The 22,020-nt window shown below is 52.0% G+C and carries 19 protein-coding genes; 4 read left to right on the top strand and 15 right to left on the bottom strand.

What is annotated here, in order from left to right; all coding sequences use genetic code 11:
* Positions 1 to 46: 46 nt before the first annotated feature.
* Positions 47 to 985, bottom strand: a complete 939-nt coding sequence (locus tag F822_RS09400; protein WP_025040893.1) for a glycosyltransferase family 2 protein — start codon at positions 983 to 985, stop codon at positions 47 to 49.
* A gap of 238 nt (positions 986 to 1,223) precedes the next feature.
* Here F822_RS09400 and F822_RS09395 point away from each other — a divergent pair, with 238 nt between their 5' ends.
* Both F822_RS09395 and F822_RS09390 read left to right on the top strand, forming a co-directional pair.
* On the top strand, positions 1,224 to 2,696 hold the full coding sequence (locus tag F822_RS09395) for a lipopolysaccharide biosynthesis protein (RefSeq protein ID WP_197272809.1): 1,473 nt from the start codon (positions 1,224 to 1,226) through the stop codon (positions 2,694 to 2,696).
* Between the two features lie 89 nt (positions 2,697 to 2,785).
* Complete coding sequence (locus tag F822_RS09390; RefSeq protein ID WP_051536663.1) at positions 2,786 to 3,937, top strand: glycosyltransferase; 1,152 nt, start codon at positions 2,786 to 2,788, stop codon at positions 3,935 to 3,937.
* Positions 3,938 to 4,039: 102 nt separating this feature from the next.
* On the opposite strand, the gene F822_RS09385 is transcribed toward F822_RS09390, so the two are convergent.
* A complete protein-coding gene (locus tag F822_RS09385) occupies positions 4,040 to 4,813 on the bottom strand; it encodes an FkbM family methyltransferase (protein WP_025040896.1) in 774 nt (257 codons plus the stop codon).
* 662 nt (positions 4,814 to 5,475) lie between these two features.
* Here F822_RS09385 and F822_RS09380 point away from each other — a divergent pair.
* Together F822_RS09380 and F822_RS09375 are read left to right on the top strand one after the other, a co-directional pair.
* Entirely contained in the window at positions 5,476 to 6,327 is an 852-nt protein-coding gene (locus F822_RS09380) for a glycosyltransferase family 2 protein (RefSeq protein ID WP_025040897.1), read from the top strand.
* 191 nt (positions 6,328 to 6,518) lie between these two features.
* Positions 6,519 to 7,376 carry a hypothetical protein gene (locus tag F822_RS09375; protein ID WP_025040898.1) on the top strand — a complete coding sequence of 286 codons (858 nt, stop codon included), beginning with the start codon at positions 6,519 to 6,521 and terminating at the stop codon, positions 7,374 to 7,376.
* Between the two features lie 174 nt (positions 7,377 to 7,550).
* On the opposite strand, the gene F822_RS09370 is transcribed toward F822_RS09375, so the two are convergent.
* From F822_RS09370 to F822_RS09310, 13 genes are all read right to left on the bottom strand, one after another.
* Positions 7,551 to 8,462, bottom strand: coding sequence for a class I SAM-dependent methyltransferase (locus F822_RS09370; protein ID WP_025040899.1), 912 nt, complete (start codon positions 8,460 to 8,462; stop codon positions 7,551 to 7,553).
* Between the two features lie 286 nt (positions 8,463 to 8,748).
* On the bottom strand, positions 8,749 to 10,101 hold the full coding sequence (locus F822_RS09365) for a phenylacetate--CoA ligase family protein (protein WP_025040900.1): 1,353 nt from the start codon (positions 10,099 to 10,101) through the stop codon (positions 8,749 to 8,751).
* Positions 10,102 to 10,174: 73 nt separating this feature from the next.
* A complete protein-coding gene (locus tag F822_RS14880; protein WP_197272808.1) occupies positions 10,175 to 12,088 on the bottom strand; it encodes an acyltransferase family protein in 1,914 nt (637 codons plus the stop codon).
* A 257-nt stretch (positions 12,089 to 12,345) separates the two neighbouring features.
* Positions 12,346 to 13,437, bottom strand: coding sequence for a glycosyltransferase family 4 protein (locus tag F822_RS09355; protein WP_025040902.1), 1,092 nt, complete (start codon positions 13,435 to 13,437; stop codon positions 12,346 to 12,348).
* On the bottom strand, positions 13,434 to 14,651 hold the full coding sequence (locus F822_RS09350; RefSeq protein ID WP_025040903.1) for a TIGR04063 family PEP-CTERM/XrtA system glycosyltransferase: 1,218 nt from the start codon (positions 14,649 to 14,651) through the stop codon (positions 13,434 to 13,436). The genes F822_RS09355 and F822_RS09350 overlap by 4 nt, the downstream gene beginning before the upstream one ends.
* Positions 14,652 to 14,856: 205 nt before the next feature.
* A complete protein-coding gene (locus F822_RS09345; RefSeq protein ID WP_025040904.1) occupies positions 14,857 to 16,566 on the bottom strand; it encodes an ArnT family glycosyltransferase in 1,710 nt (569 codons plus the stop codon).
* Positions 16,567 to 16,570: 4 nt separating this feature from the next.
* Positions 16,571 to 17,692: a dTDP-4-amino-4,6-dideoxygalactose transaminase gene (rffA, locus tag F822_RS09340; RefSeq protein WP_025040905.1), complete on the bottom strand. Its 1,122-nt coding sequence runs from the start codon at positions 17,690 to 17,692 to the stop codon at positions 16,571 to 16,573.
* A gap of 50 nt (positions 17,693 to 17,742) precedes the next feature.
* A complete protein-coding gene (locus F822_RS09335) occupies positions 17,743 to 18,126 on the bottom strand; it encodes an EamA family transporter (protein ID WP_036575639.1) in 384 nt (127 codons plus the stop codon).
* 7 nt (positions 18,127 to 18,133) lie between these two features.
* Entirely contained in the window at positions 18,134 to 18,847 is a 714-nt protein-coding gene (locus F822_RS09330; protein ID WP_025040907.1) for a WbqC family protein, read from the bottom strand.
* Between the two features lie 12 nt (positions 18,848 to 18,859).
* On the bottom strand, positions 18,860 to 19,549 hold the full coding sequence (locus tag F822_RS09325; RefSeq protein ID WP_231623452.1) for an acetyltransferase: 690 nt from the start codon (positions 19,547 to 19,549) through the stop codon (positions 18,860 to 18,862).
* Positions 19,540 to 19,776, bottom strand: coding sequence for an acyl carrier protein (locus tag F822_RS09320; protein WP_025040909.1), 237 nt, complete (start codon positions 19,774 to 19,776; stop codon positions 19,540 to 19,542). The genes F822_RS09325 and F822_RS09320 overlap by 10 nt, the downstream gene beginning before the upstream one ends.
* Before the next feature lie 7 nt (positions 19,777 to 19,783).
* A complete protein-coding gene (locus tag F822_RS09315; RefSeq protein WP_156304384.1) occupies positions 19,784 to 21,553 on the bottom strand; it encodes an HAD-IIIC family phosphatase in 1,770 nt (589 codons plus the stop codon).
* A 27-nt stretch (positions 21,554 to 21,580) separates the two neighbouring features.
* Entirely contained in the window at positions 21,581 to 21,994 is a 414-nt protein-coding gene (locus F822_RS09310; protein ID WP_025040911.1) for a VOC family protein, read from the bottom strand.
* Positions 21,995 to 22,020: the final 26 nt, after the last annotated feature.

Raw genomic sequence — 22,020 nt, 5'->3', positions numbered from 1 at the left:
TCACCGGTATTAACCTAACCGATACTCACCCTTAGCTCACTTAGGCTCACCACTTCGGCCGCCACCCCAGTAAACCTGCAGGAACATATGCAAGCGTTTTCAAATTGATAGGATGCTTCAGCCAAGCCTGCAGTAAAGAATGATTAGCCGTCTTCAGGTTGCCCGACGCCAGATGCCAAAGGCCAAACTCCCTCTGGTAGAGGGCAATATTCTGCGTGAACTGGCGTTTGGTAATACAACGGCCGTCACGGCTGCATAAGCCCCATTTCGTGGCTGCATCACCTAACAGCTCAGTCCGGTAGTCGATAGTCCTCGCCATGCGGTTTCCCTGTTTCGGGTGCTGACGATACAGGGTTAACGGCTGATTCAGCTTGATAACGGGATACTCCCTGCAAATACGCAGCCACAGATCCCAATCCTCGCTATAAGGAAGAGATTCGTCGTATGCCCCACATTTATCGAACACTTCCGCGCGTATTAACGCCGCGCTGGTCAAAATCCAGCAATCCAGCAAAAGAAGATGATATATCCAGCCAGAAAATTCCTCATCGATGCCGAGTGGGAATGATGCCCGTTCAAAACTGGCAGGATCGGGAAATACTCCTTTTTCATCCGGATGCCACCAGATAAACGCGCTGTAGACCAATCCGACTTCCGGATGGCCTTCCATCTGCTCCAGCTGAAGCGCAAGCTTGTCGGGAAACCAATAGTCATCGTGATCCATCAAGCAAATGTATCGCCCCACCGCCTCCCGAATTCCGTAATTCCGGGCTGCACATACGCCCGAGTTGGCTTGTGTCAGGAGACGAACACGCGAACCATGGGAAACGACGATTTCACAAGTGCGATCCGTGGAGCCATCGTCGACCACGATTAATTCCAGGTTGCCGAGCGTCTGGCTGAGCACGCTATCAAGCGTCTCTGCGATATACGCCTCGCAGTTATAAGTGGGAATAATGACGGAAACGATTGGATTGTCTGCCATGCCAGGAAGGTTCTTTTGACGGGATTGGAAGAGGCTTGCCATAACCTCTAAAGGACGTCGGGTGGTTGGCCGTAATAGGGGTCAGGTCGATAATTAATATTATATGGCAGGCCACGCATATACTTTGTCTCCTTTTTGACAGCGAGTTCGGTATGATGCAGCGTAGGCGATTTCCCACCAGGCACCGGTCGTAGAAAACCCTCAGTGCCACCCCCACAACCAAACAATAGACAAAGCCGTGGCTAGTTTTAGAGTATCACTGGCTTATTCATACCTGAACAAATATGTGACGCTCGTCATTCATTTCGGGACGAGCATCGTAATGGCGCGCTTGCTTACGCCGGCCGACATCGGCATTTACACTGTCGCGGCAGTGTTTGTGGGGCTGGGCCATTTGCTGCGAGAGTTTGGCATCAACGAATATGTTGTGCAGGAAAAGGATTTGACGCCCAATCGTATCCGGGCAGCCTTTACCCTGAACTTATTATTCGGCTGGAGTATAGCCCTTATCCTGTATTTTGCCCGAACGCCAATAGGCAACTTTTACAACAGCGAGGGCATTCGCGAAGTTATCGGCCTGTTGTGCATCAACTTCCTGCTAGTGCCGATCGGTGCGATTACGTTTGCTCACATCCGGCGTGAAATGCGGTTTCACCATACGATGGTGATTCAGGTCGCTAGCACGGTTGCTTCGGCGGTGGTTGGCATACTTGCCGCTCTCGCTGGCGAAGCCTACCGTAGTCTCGTCTGGAGCGCCATTGCCGGCACCTTGACCAGCGTCATTTTCACCCTCGTATATCGCCCGCCGGGCATGTTGCTGCTGCCAGGCTTTCGCGAGATACCCCACGTTTTCGCTTTTTGCCGCTATGCCGGCCCTCGACAGCTCATCACCCATGCTGGGCAGACCGCACCGGACTGGATACTCGGAAAACTATTGGACATGAGCGCGGTGGGCTTATATAGTCGCGCATTGGGCACAATTAATATTTTCAATAAAGCATTTTTGGAAGGACTGTGGGGCGTCATATTACCCCACTTTTCAAAACAGCATCGCGACGAGGCCATAGATAAGGACCAGTATCTATTTTTGGTAGACTGCATTACCGCGGTTGCCTGGCCTTTCTTTGCGACGCTCGCTGTACTGTCTGAGCCGGTGATACGAATCTTATTTGGCGAGCAATGGCTGGAATCGGTGCCCGTGTTGCGCATCCTCTGCCTCGGGGCCATGTTCGTTTATACGACGGTGCTGGTGGATCAGGTTTTGATATCCACTGGCCGCATCCGCAGTTCCTTTCGAATCATTCTCGCTATCCAGGTGCTAATGGTTATATCGGTATTGATTTCAGCCCCATATGGCCTGATTTGGGTTGCCGTAGCGACGGCGGCGGTCAACTTGGTTCAGCTTTGCATTTATCAAATTATTGGTCAGCGTGCCTTCAATATAAATTTTAAGGCGTTCGCGCGCATTTATATCAAAAATATCATGCTAACCTGCGCGACAGCCGTTCCCTCACTCATTGCGGTTCTAACCTTGAACAGCTCACCATTTGTTTTTTTTCCCCATATGGTGGCAGTGGTTGCAGTGACGGGTCTTATCTGGATAGGGTTAATTTGGTTACTTAAGTCGCCTCTGTCGACGGAATTAATCAAAATGCTGTCACACATAAAAACATGGCGCGCCGCTAAAGTGGGTGGCGGATCACCTCGGTGACCGCGATTAGCAAGGCGCTACTCGTCTCCGCATGGCAGCCGACGAGGCCGGGCGCTACCCAAAGCGGGTTATATCGACGATTAACGATAATGATCGATGCGATCAAACAAAATTGCTCGACGATCGAAGCTCTGTTTTTTTTGCGCCACCAAGATGACAATATCGCGGAAAACCAAGTTCGAGCAGTCGAGCGCGATTTGTCCGAACGTTGGGAGGTGGACGTTCGCGCATCATTTTGTCGGCGCGAACCGCCGAGAAATACCGAGCGCTTTGACCGATATCTCAAATCAGCCAGTAGTTTCTTTCGACTACCGGGTTACAGCGAATTTTCAGGCACGGCTCAGATTGCTGCTGTGGATGATTGCCTTGCGCGCAATCCAGACATCGTCTTCATCCACCGGCTTCAATGTATGACGCCGTTAATGCTGACGAGACAAATTTTGCCACCGGTGTTCTTCGATATCGATGACATCGAGCATGTCGCGATGCTACGTCACTTATCGCAACCTCCGCACTGGTGGCGCAAGAATCTTGCCTACTTACAGTTGCCTGCGCTTTTATGGGGGGAACGTAACGCAATTAAATTATCGTTCGCAACTCTTGTTTGCTCTGATCTTGACCGGGATAAACTCATGCGACTTTGTCCCGTCGGAAATATCATGACGATTCCCAATGCGGTGACGCTGCCAGTAGCCACGAGCCCCTCGCAGGAGCCTAGAATCGTCATGTTGGGAAACTATGAATATTCACCCAACCGACTAGGTGCAGAGTTCTTTCTAGACAAGGTATGGCCCATAATATCTGCTGGTTGCCCTAGCGCCGAAGCTATCTTTGCCGGACATCGGGTTGAGGCAATACGGCATTTTGCGCATCCGCCGCCGCAGGTAACGTTTCCTGGATTTGTAGAAGACCTGGACGAACTCTATCGACGAGCCCGTATCGTAATATGTCCGATTCTGACAGGAGGCGGAACCAGGGTGAAGATCATGGAAGCTGCAGCTTACGGGCGTCCAGTTGTGTCAACATGCATAGGTGCTGAAGGAATCGATTTAATTGATGGAAAGGAAATTATTTTGCGAGATTCCGCCGAGGATTTTGCCAATGCCTGTACTGATCTACTTAAAGATTACGAAATGGCACGGATACTTGGGCTTACGGTACGGTCGGTCGCTGAGTGCAGGTATGATCGAAGCAGAATAGTGGCAAAGCTAGCCGGCTTGATGCACCAAGCGGTAAAGTAGGTATAAGCCTGTTGGGCTTGGTAAGCGAGAACACGGGGGAAAGAACTGCTGCTCAACCGCGCCCTAAATTTGCAAAGGAATCGATAATCCTAGCCATAGAGGTTATGGACTGACTGGACCATTCATTCGCCTACGGTTAATGAACACTGCGTCATATTCGATTACTCTTAAATTTCGATCATGGTTAACGGGGAACATGCCGACGAGATCGAATTCCAGGTTGCGCATTTCTACGATGACCTGCTCTATAGATGGCATTCCCTCATAAATATTGAGTACCGAAACCTCAGTTTGGAGCGCGCAAATATTTTGCAGAGAATTTTTTGCGCCTGCAATGACTTGCATATCATAGCCTTGCGTGTCGAGCTTTAAATAAATCGCCTCCTTAACGCCATCTATTTTCATCTCGGACAACACTTCATCCAATGATTTTACGATTATTTCCTCCGTATGATCTATCACGTTGAGGTCTTGCAGTCCGTCAATGAACTTATGGGTTGGTTGGAGAAATGATGAAAACTGATCTGATTTCATCACGTTTATTTTCTGCGTTGAGTTTTCCTTCCCTAAAGCAAATTGACGTGTATCCCACAGCGGGTCCAACTCAGCTTTTTTTATAAGGGATTGGTAGCAATGAGAAACGGGTTCGAAAGAAATTACGCGTCCTTCATATCCCGCAAACTGCCGCAAAAATCGAACGTATTGTCCTGTATTGGCCCCAACATCCAATACGTAGTTAATCTTGTTGCGTTGGAACAAGTCGGTTAATAGTGTCGTAAAGCCCAGCGTTTCGAACCGCCAACTGGGCACTACTTCATAACCGAGGAGCCTCGCGGTGGAATACGCGATATGTTTGAATTTGTTAGCGATCTTCATTTCACTTGTCGATCCTGCTAGTTTATTGAAAGTGTATGCAATGAGCCCTTCGATCAATTTTATATTCGTGTAACCGCGTTGGCCGGATTATGGCGCAACACAGAAACTCCACTTCCAGCAGCGGCAAACCATGGGAATTGAGCGCTACATACCAAGCCCGCGCTTCTCACGACACGGGCGCTAGGTCGACTATCAGGCGAGAACCTATTTGACGCACCCAACGTTACCTATTATAAAAAATTAAGGATGCGGACTGAGCTTATCATGAAGGACAATGGATCGATATATCATTGGGGAAATTTGATAAACTGTTGAGGATACCCTGCATGAGTCTTGAGGCAAGCGTTCGCCGCTTACACAATGTCAAGAGGAATAATAGGAGCGACCGAACGTTCCATGTAACCTATGATGGATGAAAAGGGGGCTTATTCCATACGGTATAGCGCTAAATGTTCGCGAATTAAACTGTCGGGCTGGGCAGTTTTTTTAATTTCGAGCACCGCACTTTAGTAATCAAGATTGCCTTCCGTTATCCCTCAGTAAGCGTGATGACCGCAGATAATATATGAAAACTTGATTAACCAGCCTTCATCAATTACACATCGGCCCGCTGCAAAGAACGGCTTGACCTGCACGGACAAGCCCAGGACATCGCATCTATAATGAAAATCGTCGCCATACTAGCCAGTTACAACGAGCAGAAATTTATCCGCGCTTGCCTCGAGCACTACCTTCAACAGGGGATAGAAGTCTATCTGCTGGATAATGACTCCACGGACAAAACGCTGGACATCGCCCGTGAGTACCTTGGCCGCAACCTGATCGGTATCGAGCGAATCCCCCGCCACGGCATGTATCAGTGGCAGAAAATCCTCATGCGCAAGGAGGAGCTGGCGGATGAGATTGAAGCCGACTGGCTAATGCATGCGGATCCGGATGAAATCCGGGTTGCGCCAACCTCGGCCCACACCCTGGCAGAAGCCATCGCGGAAGTGGACCAGAAAGGCTACAACGCCGTGAATTTTATGGAATATACCTTTCTGCCCGTGCGTGAGTCGCCCGATCACGATAATGCGGAATTTCAGGAAACGATGCGCTGGTATTATCCTTTTGCCCAGCGCCACCCGCATCGATTAAATGCCTGGAAAAAACAGAGCCGGTGCTGGCCCGGCGCCAAGGCTTTTTTAAGCGAGTTGGCGCGAAACCACCGGACGACACCATCGGTGAATCTGCGCGATACCGGTGGGCATGTGGTTCAATTCGCAGGGATACATCCCTACCCGGTGGACTTCAAGCTGAAACATTACATCGTGCTGAGCCTTGAACATGCAATCCAGAAGTATGTGAAGAAATCTTTTGATCCTAAAGAAATAGCGGGTTCCCATGGCTGGCGCGCGACGGCCAAGGAGCATGAGTTTCTATTGCCTTCCAAATCCCAGATGCGCCTTTATACGTCGGATGATGAGCTGGATGCGGACGGCCCACTCAAAGAGCATTTGCTGGTGCAGCAATAATTGAACCGGATATTTACGGCGAGCTGGATGCGTTCGGTTGCAGCAGCAATCGAACGTTCGCTATAACGCTCGTGCGCTTCCTAAATCGTTGAAGCTATGACGTACCATGCTACTGGAAGCTCAGGAATCGATGGATCGCTCCTGGCATCGAGAGAGAAGCTCGTTCGTTTGGCTGAGGAGGAGTTAGCATCGTGAAACGTACTGCGATCCTGTTCAGCAGCCATCTTCTGGGAGACACGGTGCTGACGAGGCTGGCAAAGCTACGCGCCGAGGTACCGTCCAATCATGACGTGATTTTTTATTATGATGAGACGAAACTGCGCCATGGGCTTGTCAAACGTCGCGCTGGACCGGTGCTCGCGCATGGCAGCGATGACTGGCCGCGCTACAAGCGACCCAGCCATTATTTCCCAGGCAAAATCCCAGGAAATGAGGATGGCATGCTGCTCAGCGCATTTCATCGTTTGCCCGACTACGATAACTACTGGTACCTGGAATACGATGTGGTGTACTCAGGCCATTGGGAAAATTTTTTCTTAAATTTTGCCGACAACACGGCAGATATGCTCAGCACCAGCATCACGCGGCATGACCAGATCCCTGACTGGCCGTTATGGAAATCCCTGGAACTGCCCAGTGAGATAAAACTGCCGCGGCAGAAATGGCTACGTTCGTTCAACCCCATCCTGCGCCTGTCGAGACACGCTTTGGAGACCCTTACCGTTGAGTATGATCGGCATGCCTGGGCGGGCCATTCCGAATGCGTCATGCCAACAGTATTGGAATACTGCGGGTTGCGGATAGAAGATATCGGTGGCGAGGGGGAGTTTGTGCCAAAGGGACTGGAAAATCGCCACTATCGTAATAACCGGCTCAGCAAGGCGCTTACCCCTGGAACTTTTGTTTTCCGCCCACCCATGGTAGCGCCTGGGCTGGAACCCAATCTCTTATGGCATCCTGTCAAGGATGCAAATCACCGCACCTGGGATCGCGCCTCGGGGCAATTTTCTTCGCTTTTAATGCGGCTGCAAGGATTGCTCAAGCGGTGAACAGGGCGCCGACGGTCGTAAAATTGTTAAGCGTCGTGAAAATGCTGAGCCCTCATAGTCTGCTTGACCTATAACGGCATCTCTGACTTATAGACAGCATCTGACCGAACTGGGTCGGAGAATGCTCCCCGTTGGGCTAGAAAATTTACAACAGTTTGGATAAATCGTACTGATTTAACGGTTTGTTTCCAGCCAAAACGAAAATCCCTGAAACCCGAACATATGTGTAAGTGCATGCTTATATGCTTTGTGCATTTCGTGATGATCCCATAATGGCTGAATTTCCTTGCTAAGCTGCTCGTCTTGACTCACAAAGACATTCGGCAATAGAACGTTGAATTTGGGTCCATCGGCGAGAAGCAATGCTGCCAATAAATATTGCTCGGAGTAGTGCCTTTCTATCCACTGAGGCGGGTAGTCCAACGGCAGGAAAATATCATGAATTTGGACAATGACGCCCTTTTTTAGCCTAGGAAGGATGTCAAGAAATACAACTGTTGCGTCAGAGTTCATAAATACTCTATGGGAATTATCCACAAACAAGATATCCCCCGCTTGCAATTGATCGAACACGGCAGGGGCGATATCTTCTACTGGACTACGAATCACTTGATCGCATATAGCATCTATTTCAACACGCGGATATGGGTCACACGATATGATTTGAGTGTCCAGCCCATGATCGGTAATTGCTCTCCGCGCAAATTTGGTCGAATTACCAGATCCGATCTCGAAAAAAATTGCAGGTTTCTTTAATCGCACCAAGCTATACAAAGCTGCTGCGTCCAAACCCATGAAGTAAGGATTGCACCAGATTGGAGCACCTGTGTTCTCGGGATTTTCATTGGAAATTGCGGCTAAATCACCGCTAAATTCCTGGAAAGAATGAAGTAAACTTGCATATTTATTTCTATTGCTGTCGATGAGATTTTTCAATAGCGTATGAGGCGGTTTACCATAACCATATCGAGGTTGGCTGTTGATCGGATAGTCCAACAGGATTGGGTATGCTGGATAGAGCAACGAATCCAGACGCCACGACATATAACGATTGAAGAGATAACGTAGAAGTTTATCTTTTTGCATTTCGTTCTCTAACGTTCGTCTGGCCTCGAGCGAGGGCTAAAGCTTATTGTATTGATTCTCACGGGATTGTTGATCAAGATGAAATACTTCGCACCACTATTGTTCTACGTTCAGTGAAACAGGATAACAAGTATTTTGCTAGCAGCGATATTGTTATAAAAAAACAGCGGTTGTAACCTTTACAAGACCGATAATCTCGATGGCGATAGAGCGGAATTTCCTTGTTTATATATTTGTCGTCCGAAGATGCAGCTTTGTTCAGGTAGCCGTTTGAAAACGTTTTTCGTTAGCCTGAAACAACTTTACTCACCACGTAACGAAACTTGCCCGATTTTTCCAGCGGAATTTCATTCACTTCTTCGACAACGATTTCCACTCCCTGGCCTAGCCTGGCCTTGAACCCTTCCTTGATTTTACTGGTCAGCCCGACTTCCAGCCTTTCATCCGAAACCACCCATACACGCGTCAGATTCAGATTTTCCTGGATGATCTTGAAGTTGCGTATCTGGGGCAGGTCACGCAGGATATAAATGAGCGCCAGGCCGTGGATAACCGTGCCATTTTGCGCAACAAGAAAATCGGTACTGCGGCCCTGGATTTCCTTGAGCAGAGGAAGACCTCTTCCACAAATGCAAGGCTTGCTGCCCAGTACGCCGATATCGCCGGTACGGTAGCGGATGAAGGGAAAATCCCCGGTGGCCAGATGGGTGACGATAATTTCTCCGGCCTCTCCACAGGGCAGCGGCGTACCCTGCTGATCCACAATCTCGACGATGATATCCTCTGCGGTAATATGCATGCCGCCCTCCGGGCATTCATGGGCGATAAAACCAGCGTCGCGCCCCCCATAGCCATTGGCCACCGGGCATCCGAATATTCTGCTGATCTGCTGGCGCTGCTCGTCGTAAAGGCGTTCTGAAGTAACGAATGCGACGTTGATGCCCAAGTCGTCCATCCGGCACCCGCGGGCCTCTGCATGGCGGGCGATATGCGATAGCGCGGAGGGATAGCCGAAAAGCATTTTAGGGCGAATGGCTCGGATTTCATGCAGGAACCGATCGAGCTTTTGCGCAGACATTTCGAAGGCGGGGAGCAGGCGGGTCCTGAGCAGCTTGTCGCGAAGTGCGCGAAGGCCGTCCTGGGCGCCAAGTTCAATGGGTGAACCCCAGATGACAACCTCGGGGTCGCCGATATCCACGTTCCACCAGCGTGTAGCGCGCCACTTGGCGGCGACATCATGCCCAACACGCTCTTTGCTGATATAAAAAATCAGCGGTTCGCCGCTGGAGCCGCCGGTGTTAAAGCGGGAGAGGTCTCGGCCATTTGCGGACTTCAGCGCTTCGGTGTGGGCGCGAATTTTGGGTTTATCCAGAAGAGGCAGGCGTGACAGGTCTGCGAGGCTGTGCACGTCTGCCGCCTTGAACCCAACGCTTGCGAACATGTCGCGGTAATAGGGGACGCTTGTCTCGACGTGGGCAAGAAGCCGCTGCAGTTTGAGAAGCTGGAGCGCTTCCAGACGTTTTGTATCCCACCATTGCGATAGCTCCATCTCTTTGCGAACCGCAACGCTGCTGTGATTTTTGATGCGCTCGTGAAGGGGGAAAACAAGGCTGGAGATCAGTGATGTATATAAGCTCATTTTGAAGGATCTCGCAGACTTGACGCTGCCTGGTAGCGAATTAGACCGGGGAAGAGATTATGCTTTCGCCGTATCATGGCTGCCAGAAGCGGGAAACCAGATACTCTGAGCCGGCTTGTGTCAGATGCGAGACATCCCAATGCATCATCGATTCAACGCGATCGCCAACCCTTGTGAGACAACCATTCATATCGCACAAAATGGTGTATGGTGAAATGAAGTTAGCTCCATGCGCTTCAGCAAATTTTTTCATCTGCGAATCGAGTTGCTTTACCGCAGGGTCCAACCCAAGCGTGGTACGTCGAGGCAGCTCGGAAAAACCCACGCCGAAGCGGGTTAGAACAACGGGTAGGGAAGGATGCCACCTGGGCACGGGGCCTACGATATCTATCCGCTTGATTCCCAGCTTTTTCAGCCCCTGCATGGTTTTCTCGAGCTTTTCCCATTTGTAGTTGCCCCATACCGCTGCGAGAATAACGCGATCGGGCATCTCTTTAGTGATTCTCGCGAAAACAAAATCATTGATATCGCGGCAACCCGCTCTGGAGTCGCTATTGAGGAATGGGGGGCAAGCGCTGGCTGTCAGGTAGGTAACTTTATGGTCTGCCGCGAGCTGTTTTTTTAGACCGGAATACAGGTGTGCTGCGTGGGAATCCCCCCATAGGAACACGGATTCGACAGGGGAAGGCGGGAGTTCGGTGCATTCCCCAAACGAGGTACTGTCCTGCTCCGGCCCCAGGAAACAGGGCTCGCTCGGGAACCCCCTTGTGTGATTTTCGGGGTCGTCGCCAAAAGCCATGATTTCTTGCTGTTCTGGAGTGAGCCGATCAGGAAATCCTTCCATGCGGTGTCCGGCGAAGCCCAACCCGATAAAGAGCAGCGAACCGGCCACGGACGAAAGAAAGATCTGCTTGCGAGAGAATTTTCGTTTGTCCCTGACCGGTTTCTCGACGAACTGCCAGGTAAGATATCCCATGCCTATGGAAAGAATGCCCAAGGCGGAAAAAACCAGCAGGGATGGTTTGTCTACGCTATAGATGCGGGCGAATGCGAACAGGGGTTGGTGCCACAGGTAGACGCTGTATGAGATAAGCCCGATACCGACCATTCCGCGCAATGAAAGGAACCTGCCAACCAGGGTATCACGATTAGCGAAAGCGATAATCAGCGCTGCGCCGAGCGTCGGTGGCACCGCGTATAAACCCGGGAATCGGGTTGACTGTTCGTAGAGGACAGCGGGTGCAAGAATCAGCAGGAGACCTGTGACGCTGAGGAAGTTGCGCAGCATCAGGCTCAGGCGCTGTTCAGGTATGCCGCTCGCCGCAATGATCGCAAGGAAGGAGCCCAAAGCAAGCTCCCAGGCCCGTGTGGGTGCCAGATAAAAGTTGCCCACGGGATAGGCGCGCGAAGCCCATTCGCTGAGCCCGAATGAAACCAGTGCGGTGATGGCGACAAGCAATGTCAGTGCTTTTGGCCCCCATCTCCAGCACAAGAGCACGAGCAACGGAAAGCCAATATAGTATTGCTCTTCGACGCCGAGGCTCCATGTATGGAGCAGCGGTTTTTCATCGCTGTCGAGATCAAAGTAGCCGCTCTTCAGGAAAAAATAAATATTGGGTGCAAAAAGGGAGGCAGCGACCATGCTTTGCGAGAAAGCTTTGAGGTGGTGCGGCGTCATCCAGAACCAGGCAAACGGAAGACTTGCCAGCATCACCAGGAACAGGGGCGGGAGGATGCGGCGCGCCCGCCGCTCATAAAAGCTCACGATAGAAAATTTGCCGGCCTTATGCTCGCTGAGAATTATCGAGGTGATGAGATAACCGCTGATGACAAAGAATACGTCCACGCCGATGTAGCCGCCGCTAAACCACTCAAAACCAGCATGGAAAAGAACGACGGGGATAACCGCGATGGCTCTCAGTCCATCCACTTCGGCGCGATATTTGAATCCCCCTGCGTGCTCTTTCACCACGCTTTGTGGTATCACGGCAGCTTCACCTCGTGCCTTTGGTTCACGTGATAACGCTAAACTGAATCCAGCAGCTGAGGGTCGTTTATTCGACCATTTGACAACCAGCCGCTGTAACCGAACAGGATTCTTTGTGCCCCATGGGTTTCATTTTCTTATGAACTCACTACGGTGCACCAGATGAATCAGTTTATCGCAGTCTTGAAGCAAGACGTGGATGGATTTGCGGAATAGCGCCTTGGCAGGGCTGAAAAGCATGAACAGGCTACGTCTCGTCATTTTTGCAGGGCCTGCTTGTAAACGTGGAGCAGACGATCCCGAACATTCGGCCAAGTGTAGCGCTGCACGGCCTCGACGCCGGCCTTGCAGAGCTGCATTGCCTTGGCAGGGTCGTTCAGCAGTGCAAGAACCGCGTTTGCCATGGCCTCCGGGTTTTGCGGGGGGACAAGCAAAGCCGTCTTTTCATGCTCCACCATAAAGGGCACTCCGCCGACATCTGTGCTCACTACGGGAACGCTACTCGCCAATGCTTCCAGCAATGAGATGGGCATGTTATCGACCAGGCTGGGATTGATCATGATATCGGCGCTCTGATATAGAGCGGCCATGCCCTCATTATCCACGCGACCCGTGAAGGTGACCACATCCGCCAAGCCCAACCTGCATGCAAGTTCTTCCAGCATCTGCCGCTCTGGCCCGGACCCGGCCAAGGTAAGTTTTGCCGCCGGAAATGCTTGCTTTATGATAGCGAAGGCGCGCAAGGCAGTGGCATTGTCGTAGATCGGCTCCAGGTTACGGGTAACGATGATATGCGGAAAATCCGCCTTCGGCGGAGGTGCAGGACACGCTGCCGTCCCAAAGCGGCTGAGGTCAATAATGTTGGGCACGATGCTGGTGGGGAAACCCCGCTTTCCAAATACCGCTTGAAGAAAACCGGAAGGAACGATGATTGCATCGGCCCGGCACAGGCTTGGCTTTACCCAAAAAAAAGCTTTATTGAAAAAGACATCGGCCTCACCGCCGCGGTAATTGATAATGACGGGTATGTTTCGGATTCTCGCTATCCAAATGGCCGGGGCGGCAAAAAGGTGCCATGACCAGCCGGAATTAGCCATTACGTGAAATAACTGAACCCTGCTTGCCGAAAACCAGAGGTGAGCAAGATAAGGGAGCAGCCGAAAACCCGCTCTTATCCCCTTGAGCCTGCCAATCCAATGCGGATGGTAAGGGCGGTTGACCTGAATCAACTCCACCGTGACATCTTCCTCACGCAGCAACCGGGCTAATTGCAGCATCTGGTTCGCCATTCCCCCCGATGGAGGCGGCAGCGGCCCAATCAAACCGATCCGCAAGCCGGTCGCTTTCACGGGGATGACTGCTTTGCGACAAGCGGGGCGTAGACACCCCGGTAACGGGCAACGCTGACAGGCCAATTACGCTGCGTTTCTACAAAACTTCGGGCTGCATTACGCAGGCCCGGCCATTGATCGGGACTGGCAAGAAGCTTCAGCACCTTGGACGCCAGGGCATGTGGATCGCCAGCCTTGAAAAGAACGCCGGTTTTTCCGTCCTGGATTAATTCCAGATGGCCGCCGACATCAGACGCCGCGACGAGTCTGCCTTGTGCCATGGCTTCGAGGGGCTTGAGTGGCGTGACGAGGTCGGTGAGCCGCATTTGCAGACGGGGATAGATGAGAATATCGATCAGATTGTAATAGTGGGGCACCTGCTCATGAGGAATACGGCCGGTGAAGATCACCCTGTCTTCGAGGCGCAACTGTTTGGTTATGGCTTTTAATTCTTTTTCCTGCGGGCCGCCGCCGACCAGCAGTACGCGAATGTCGGGATTTCCGGACAGCATTTCCGGTAGTGCCCGCAGCAGGACGGTCAAGCCCTCATAAGCATAAAATGAACCAATGAAGCCCAGCAGTGTTTTTCCCTCAACGCCGAGATCTTCGGCAAGCTGCGGGTCCCGACTTTTGCCCACGCTGAAATTTTCGATATTCACGGCATTGGGGATGACCGTTACCTTTTCCGACGCAATGCCTCGCCCGAGGATGTCGCCGCGCAGTCCTTCGCAAATGGTGGTTATTGCGTCCACGCGCCTCAAGGCATAACTCTCCAGTCCCCGTGTAAGGCGATATCGTATTCCCCACTCGCGACTGGTGCCGTGATCCACGGCCGCGTCTTCCCAGAACGCCCTGATTTCATAGACTACGGGAATGCCCAGCCTGCGGCCCACGCGCAGGGCGGGGATGGCGTTAAGTACCGGGGAGTGGGCATGCAGGATATCTGGCTTGACGATCTGGGCCACCTCGCTCAGGCGGCGGGTGAGACTTTCGATGACAGAAACCTGATTCAGGACGGGAAGTCTCGCCCTCAAACCTGTTGCCGCCGGTGTTCTATAAAAGTGCCAGCCTTCGATATCTTCTTCCAGCACACTGCAATTTTCCTGTTTTGATCCGGTCAGGTGAAAGGTTTCCCAACCCAGGGCGCGCTGCTCCTTGAGGATGGAGAGCGTCCTGAATGTATAGCCACTGTGGAGAGGAATGGAATGGTCAAGAATATGCAGGATACGCATCAATTTACTTAGGTTATTTGGGTATGCTCTAGAGCTATTACGGCGGATTGGTGAAAAGTTCAAGTTCTACGCTTGGTCCTAGACGATATACCACGCTTAACAACCGATGTCGTCCATGACCATTGGTTTTCAGGCTTTATCTTTTCCCCGGTCCCATGTTATTCGAGCTTGCGACGTGGGCGACATATCCGGGAAAACAGCTTATTCATCGAGATTTGTTCTGTTGGGGTTTCAGCTTGATTTCCATGCCCATGTGCGGCAGTGGAATAACGAGATCACCTGCCTGTTCCTTTTTATCCAGATAGCGGTAAACCCGGATGGACAGGTTATCAAACTCCGCCACATTAGTTAGTACCGGGATTTCCTTGATCATCCGGAACCGGTGATCATCCATTGCTTTAGCCAGGAGTTTGAATTCAGGCAAATCCACTACGTCGCGGCTCTCGATCACGATGGTGCCTACTCCGTAACGATCGATTAACCCGATGACATCTTCCACGTTCTGGACATAGGAGACCATGCCGAATGACTTGTGCACCGCCATGGATACCAGGATCTTGTCGGCCCGCAATACCGCCTTGTTCTTGCCGGGATCGACGGCACGCAGGTGAAAGATGAAATTGCCGTCATGTTTCCCGGCAAACAGAATCAGGCCGGTATCGTCCTGCCCGGCGACAAATTCAGCCGCCTGTTCGTATCCGGCGATGTAAGGGTGCGGCTTGGTCGAGCCCGCATATACATTCCAACCGGCAAGCACGGACAGAAACACGAACGCTGTTCGGCGGATAGCGGTGTTCAGCACGACCTCCCGGCTTAACGGCATGCAGGCCAGCAATGCCAACGGGGGCAAGGCATACATCGTGTAGCGCGGAACATTCCCTTCGCCGCTTCCGACGACTAATGTCGTAAACAGATATGAGGCTGTAAGCCAAAAGATTATCAGCGAATCCTGCGGTTTGCCTCTGGTACCCATGCCTGCCCGAAACGCTACGCCTATCAGGATGGCGATACCAAGTGGCCATCCGCAAACACCCCACAGTGCGGACCAGAAATATCCCCAGCGCCTTCCGTTGAATAGTTGCGAGCTATTTGGACCGAATTGATCCACCAGGGAATTGACCGGTACTGCACCGAACTTGAGCGCATGCATTGTGAGCAATGCGATGGCAGTGCCGACGATGATGTATGCCAGCGCAACTTCCTTGCGCCATAGCAACTGTCCATGTCCGGCCAGCAATGCATAGGCCAGCAAAGCGGGCAGGATGAATACGGTAGTCTGCTTGAGCAGCAACATGGAGGCCAGCGCAAGCCCGGCAAGCGCAGCGCGGCGCCAACCTGGAAGAGCCAGATAACGTTCGAATGCGAGAATCGACATGATGATCATCGCCACTGCTGGGACTTCCAGCATGACGGAACGTGTCCAATCAAGCACGCCGGGTGCCGAAAGGTAGAGCAGACAGGAAAGCACGGCGGCCGCTCTTCCCCAGATTGGGCTCGTCCACGCATACCACGCCGATACGCCAGCCAGGGCGAACACCATTACCGTGAGATGCGCACTGAATTCGGTAATCCCGAACACAGCAAGAAAAACAGATTCAACGACGGGGAAAAATGGCGGATACCAGTTTAATGCCAGGGCAGGATATTGAGCAAAATACTGAAGAGCGTACTCGTAGGGTGCCTTCCAGGGCATGTCCTGCCAGAGATCAAAAAAGAAGACGCCATTCATGGCATGGCGCGATTCATCGGTCCACCAGAATTCGCCGGGATGCAGGGACTTCCAGAAGAGCAGGCAGACGCCGCACCACAGGGCCAGCAGAGCCAGCGCATCGCGGGAATTGACACGTACGTCCGATTCGAGCTTTGAATCAGCCTGATCAGTTTGCACCGAATGCCGGACGTCTGGCGTAGTCATCCCTTCATAACTCTGCAATGACCTTCAGGATGACTTCGCTTTGGAACTCTTCCAACCCCAGCCATAACGGCAACCGTACCAACCGTTCGCTCAGCAATTGCGTCTGGGCTAGCGATCCGGATTTGCGGCCGTGCTTTTCTCCCATGGGGGAACTGTCAAGCGGCACGTAGTGAAAGACGGTCCCTATTCCCTTCTGTTTGAGTCCGGCGATAAAGGTGCTGCGCTTGTCGAGATTCGGCAACAAAAGATAGTACATGTGCGCGTTATGCATGCAATCGGACGGGATAACGGGACGGCGTATTTTGCCCTGCATTTCAAGCATGTCGAAGTTATCATGGTAGGTGTTCCAGATATCCAGCCGACGATTCGTAATGGAATCGGCCTCTTCCATTTGGGCCCATAGAAAAGCAGCGATCAGTTCACTCGGAAGATAGGATGAACCGAAATCAACCCAGGTGTATTTATCGACTTGGCCGCGAAAAAAAAGGCTGCGGTTTGTGCCTTTTTCCCTGATTATTTCAGCTTTTTCGGCGAAATTTGGCGCATTTATCAACAAAGCGCCCCCTTCTCCGGAAATGATATTCTTGGTCTCGTGGAAACTCAAAGCGGCGAGATGTCCGATACTCCCCAGCGGTCGCCCTTTATAGGTGGACATGATGCCCTGCGCGGCGTCCTCGATTACCAGCAAGCCGTATCTTTCCGCTATCGACATGATGGTATCCATCTCACAAGCGACGCCTGCATAATGAACTGCCACGATAGCCCTTGTTTTCGGCGTAATTGCCGTCTCTATCAAAGCCTCATCGATGTTGAAGGTGTCAGGCCGAATATCAACGAATACCGGCACGCCTCCCCTCAATGCAAACGCATTGGCGGTCGAGACAAAAGTGTAGGAGGGCATGATGATCTCATCGCCGGGATGAATGTCAGCAAGAATCGCCGCCATCTCCAGCGCAGCCGTGCAGGAATGCGTCAGCAATGCCTTCTCGCACCCGATGCGACGTTCCAGCCATGCGTTGCACTTTTTGGTAAAGATTCCGTCACCCGCGAGGTGTCCACTGGCATGAGCCTGGCTTACGTACCACAGCTCTTTTCCGGTCATGTAAGGCTTGTTGAATGGGATCATAGCCGCGCTTGTTTGAGTTGTATTATTCACGAAAAATAAGGTTGCGAGTGTTATGCGCGGGCAATAATAATCAAGCCGCCGACCACCATTATCGTACCTATAATACTTTGTATGGTGAGTGTCTCATTCAGGAAAATCACGGAGAAAATCATGACGATGATAAAGGCCAGGCTCATGAAAGGATAAGCGTAATTGAGCTCGAAACGGGTCATGGCCGCCATCCAGGCAAGCGAGGCAAGAAAAGCAGAAAGCAAGCCTGATATGATCCAGGGGTTGAAGAACTGCTGGAGAAGAAATAAAAGCTTATCCAACCCGCCTTCGGGCATGCCACGCGTTTGCGCCATCTGCCACCTGAGCACCAACTGGCCATATACCGTGAACAGCAGGGTCAGCAGGATGTAGATATGTCCCGCCATATCGAATCGTCCGTTCATCTTTTCCTCATGCTTGATATTCGTTCTGATGCCATCCCCAGATGTAACGAGGCGCTTCCGGTCCCGCATTCATCAGCAGGTCGAGTATGGTGACGAAGGGCGAGAATGGCGAAAAACATTGCCGATAAGGGGGATATCCCGGATATTCCTTATACGCCAGCTCAATGCCGGCCTCCACAAACATGGGCTCATCGATATAGTCCCTGGCTGAAGGACCGCTGATATATTTTGTCGCGCCTACGCTCTCCAGGATACCGATTAACCGCTCGGTTTTGCGGCCATTGACGCCGAGAAGCCGACTGTCGGCAAACTGTGTATGTATTCCCAAAATATTGGAGAGATGCCTTATGGCACGCTGATTGTAATCAGAGAGACTTGTTATTGTATTGGCATACAGGAAATCCAGCAGCGGTTGCGATTCCTCGATGAAAGGCGCATTTCTGTAATTCTGTTCAATGATGCTTCTGTGTTGCTGCTTCCAGCTTTGATCCGGGATTTCCACCTCGCATATCAGGCGCTTCAAGTCGTGACCTGCTGGAATGGTAAGCCACCGCGGCCCGTCTCGGGTCATCAATTTGTTCCGGTGGCGCCAGTCGGAATGCGTATATTGGACATCGTCATAAAAGATGAAAAGATCAACGTCATGGATGAGATCGAAATAACCCTTCCAGGGGATATAGTTCGATTGGAGTATGGCAACCTTTTTGCAGCTCGCTTGCATAAAATGATTCGGCTAGAGTAGTGATTGCAATCGTTGGCTGGGGACACCCGCTTCCGGACTGGCTGCGGCGAGATGAGCGGTATTCTCCTTGGTGCTGGCGATAATCAGCGCACCCGCCCCAACCAGGGTCTGCTCTGCCAAGGTGATCTTGTCACGAAGCGTGGCATTTACACCGACGAAACTGTGAGCGCCAATCTTCACGTGACCCGAGACGACTGCATGCGCACCAATGAAACAATTGTCGTCGATTTCGACGTGATGACTCACCAGGCTACCGCACCAGATGATGACATTATTACCTATCCGCACGAAAGGCTGGATTATGTTCCCTTCCATGATGAAACAGTTTTCGCCAATGATCAGGTCGGTCCATGTCACGCTCCTGCTGCTGATATAGGTTGCCAGGCGGTAGCCTCGCGCTTTGGCTTCTAAACACTTTTCCGCTCGAGCCTGATTGAGGCGAGCATAGCCTATCGCCACAAACATGTCATATTCCTGGGGCGCATAGTGTACGTGCACCTCCTCAAAAGGCAGTACGGGTAACCCCATGCATTGATCCTGCTGAAGGTGGGCGCCATCCACGGTGAAGGCGACCACCTGCCGGAGGCTATCATGGGTAAAGTAAAAATAGGCCAGTTGGGCCAGTTCGCCTACACCGAAGATGATCAAAGGCCTATCACGCCGCTCATCATTCATGGGCATTTAATCCGTAGCGCCTCCAATAAGAGGTTCAGGCTGTTTATACCCGCTATTTCCTGGTCATTGAACTCGACGCTGAATTCATCCTCCAGCGCCAGGATCAAATTCATGTGCTTGAGCGAATCCCAGGCCGCAAGCGTCTCGCGGGAAGCATCCACGGAAATATCTTGCGGTGGCATTTGCAGTACTTTGCCCATGACAACACGGGTACGGCGCTCTATATCAGACATAAGGGTGTTACTCTCTTTCGACATGGATAAAAAAAGGGGACGCCATCTCAGGCATGGAAGCCGGCAACCTGTAGCGCCGATCTCCTTTCACTTCTTCCAGCAGCATGAAACCTAACCCGCCCCAGAAATCGGCTACCTGGTTATTCTTGGCTGAGGGCAGGTATTCCGCCTCCCACGCTTGAACTTGCCAGTCTGCCACAATGTGCCGCATGCACTCCAGGACGAATGCGAACTCGAGCTGGCGGCCGAGTGCTCTACAACTCATCAGAAGAGAATCGACCACCGCAGTATCTTGCCGCCGTTGGGCGATAAAAACACCTGTCAACCCAAGAGAGCCAAAGCGATCACGGGCGGATAAGGTATAGACGCGAGCGTCCGGGGAGGCACGAAAGTTCGCGATCTCGTGGTCGGAATAGCGCCGGGTCGTCAAGTTAAACTGGTTCGTTTTCTGGGTCAATTGCGCAACCCGTCTGGCTTCCCCATCGGTGGCGGTGTGAATGGCCGCCACCTGCCCCAGCGATGAAAGATAGTCCTCCAGATTTGCATGCTGGTTGCGCTCGGTTCTCCGCTGCGTCTCGGTCTGATAAAGGCTGGCGCGTATCCTATCCTCCTGGCTGATGATCAGCGTATCGAACAAGCCGTCGCGTAACAGCAATGCCGGGTATTCATAGAGCCGATCCGGTACCTGCAGGGTGGTGACTTGAGGTAATACCTGCCTCAATAATTCCAGCTCCCGAGGATTGTCGTCCACGAATACGAATGCATCGAGGCCAAGATTCAATTCCTTTGCCAGACCCGCCAGGTTAGCGGCCTTGTCGTTCCAGTTGATTCGGAAAGCGGATAGATGGGTGCGCTTGAGCAGACTCCACGGATGGTTATCCAGTACCTCAAGCACATCCTGTTCGTTGTTCTTGGAACAGAGCGCAATCAGCACTCCGCGCTCGGCCAATTGCAGAACGTTCTTCTGGAAATCATAGTACACGCGGCCTGGGTAATCATGACCATCCAACTGGATACCTTCGATGCCATCCTCCCCGATTACACCTCCCCAGAGCGTGTTATCGCAATCCAGGACCAGGCACTTCTTGCCGCGTCCGTTGAGGGTAAGCACAACCTTTACCAACTCACGCGCCAGCGCATCAAGAAAGGGCCGTTTGAACGGCGCCTTGGAAATATACCAGTACCGATAGTCCATCGCCTCGGCTTCGCCTATTCGATGTGCAAGCCGATCCCAATCCATTAAACAGAAGCGTGGGCTGTGCTCACGGACAAAGTTGCGCACAAAATCATTCAGCCTGGCTACCTGGTTGGCAACATCCAGCGCAGCGATTAAAGCGCCTGTCTCGGAATAAAAAGGAACGATGAACGTATTGAGGGCGATAGTGGGCACGTCGGTCGCCATCAAGGCCGCAAAAATCGCACTCAACTCTTCTTGTGAACGGGAAGCGTCCCAACCGGGCAGTCCGTAGCTGGAATCCAACTCCTCAAGCATGAATGCTGTTACCAGAATGTTCGGACTACATTTAACCAGAGGCGAGTCCGGCGATACGAGGTCCTGACGCAGCGATCCATAACCACCGAAAACCAGAGTCGGCCGCATCCCGATCGCCAGCATGTGGTAGCGCAGGTAAGGCTCGATGCCTTCCAGCGTTATGTTACGCAAGAAGCCGAAGCGATACTCGGGAACCGTTGACGACAGTGCGGCATACATCGTATCGCCGGTACTGATCAGATCGGATAACGCCGGGGGGGGATCCGTGGGGAATGAGGAAGCCACTGCAACCACTCTAGTCTGTCGATATCATCAGGCGGGCTCCAATAACTCGATTATGCCAAAATCCTTGACCATGTAGAAGCTGACCTGCCTGTTATTGAAAAGGATCGCGGGCTTGGGAGCCGATATGCAGATCACACGGAATCCGGCTACCTTCATGGATTCAAGACTGACAGCGAGATTTTCCGTTTCGTAACAAAGATGATAGATGCTTTCATTCGATGCAGCGAGGATTGCATCCAGCGGCCCCGACCCCTCGGCCGGACCGACCAACTCGACGGTCGGCATGGAGAAGTGGGTACACAGCCAGAGATTCACATTTTGTAGCGGGTCGTAGACCTGCGCGGCTACCTCATGGCCCAATCCCCGGAGGAATCGAAGGGTCTGCTCCGGTCGTCTGCTGGCCAGACCAAAATGGTGGAAGCGAAGAAGAAACGCTTGCATTGAGATATCGTTTCGGTTACGAAGCT

Origin of the sequence: Nitrosospira briensis C-128 (genome assembly GCF_000619905.2) — a bacterium.
GTDB classification, from domain to species: Bacteria; Pseudomonadota; Gammaproteobacteria; order Burkholderiales; family Nitrosomonadaceae; genus Nitrosospira; species Nitrosospira briensis.
This window is presented reverse-complemented; position numbering and strand designations above follow the sequence as displayed.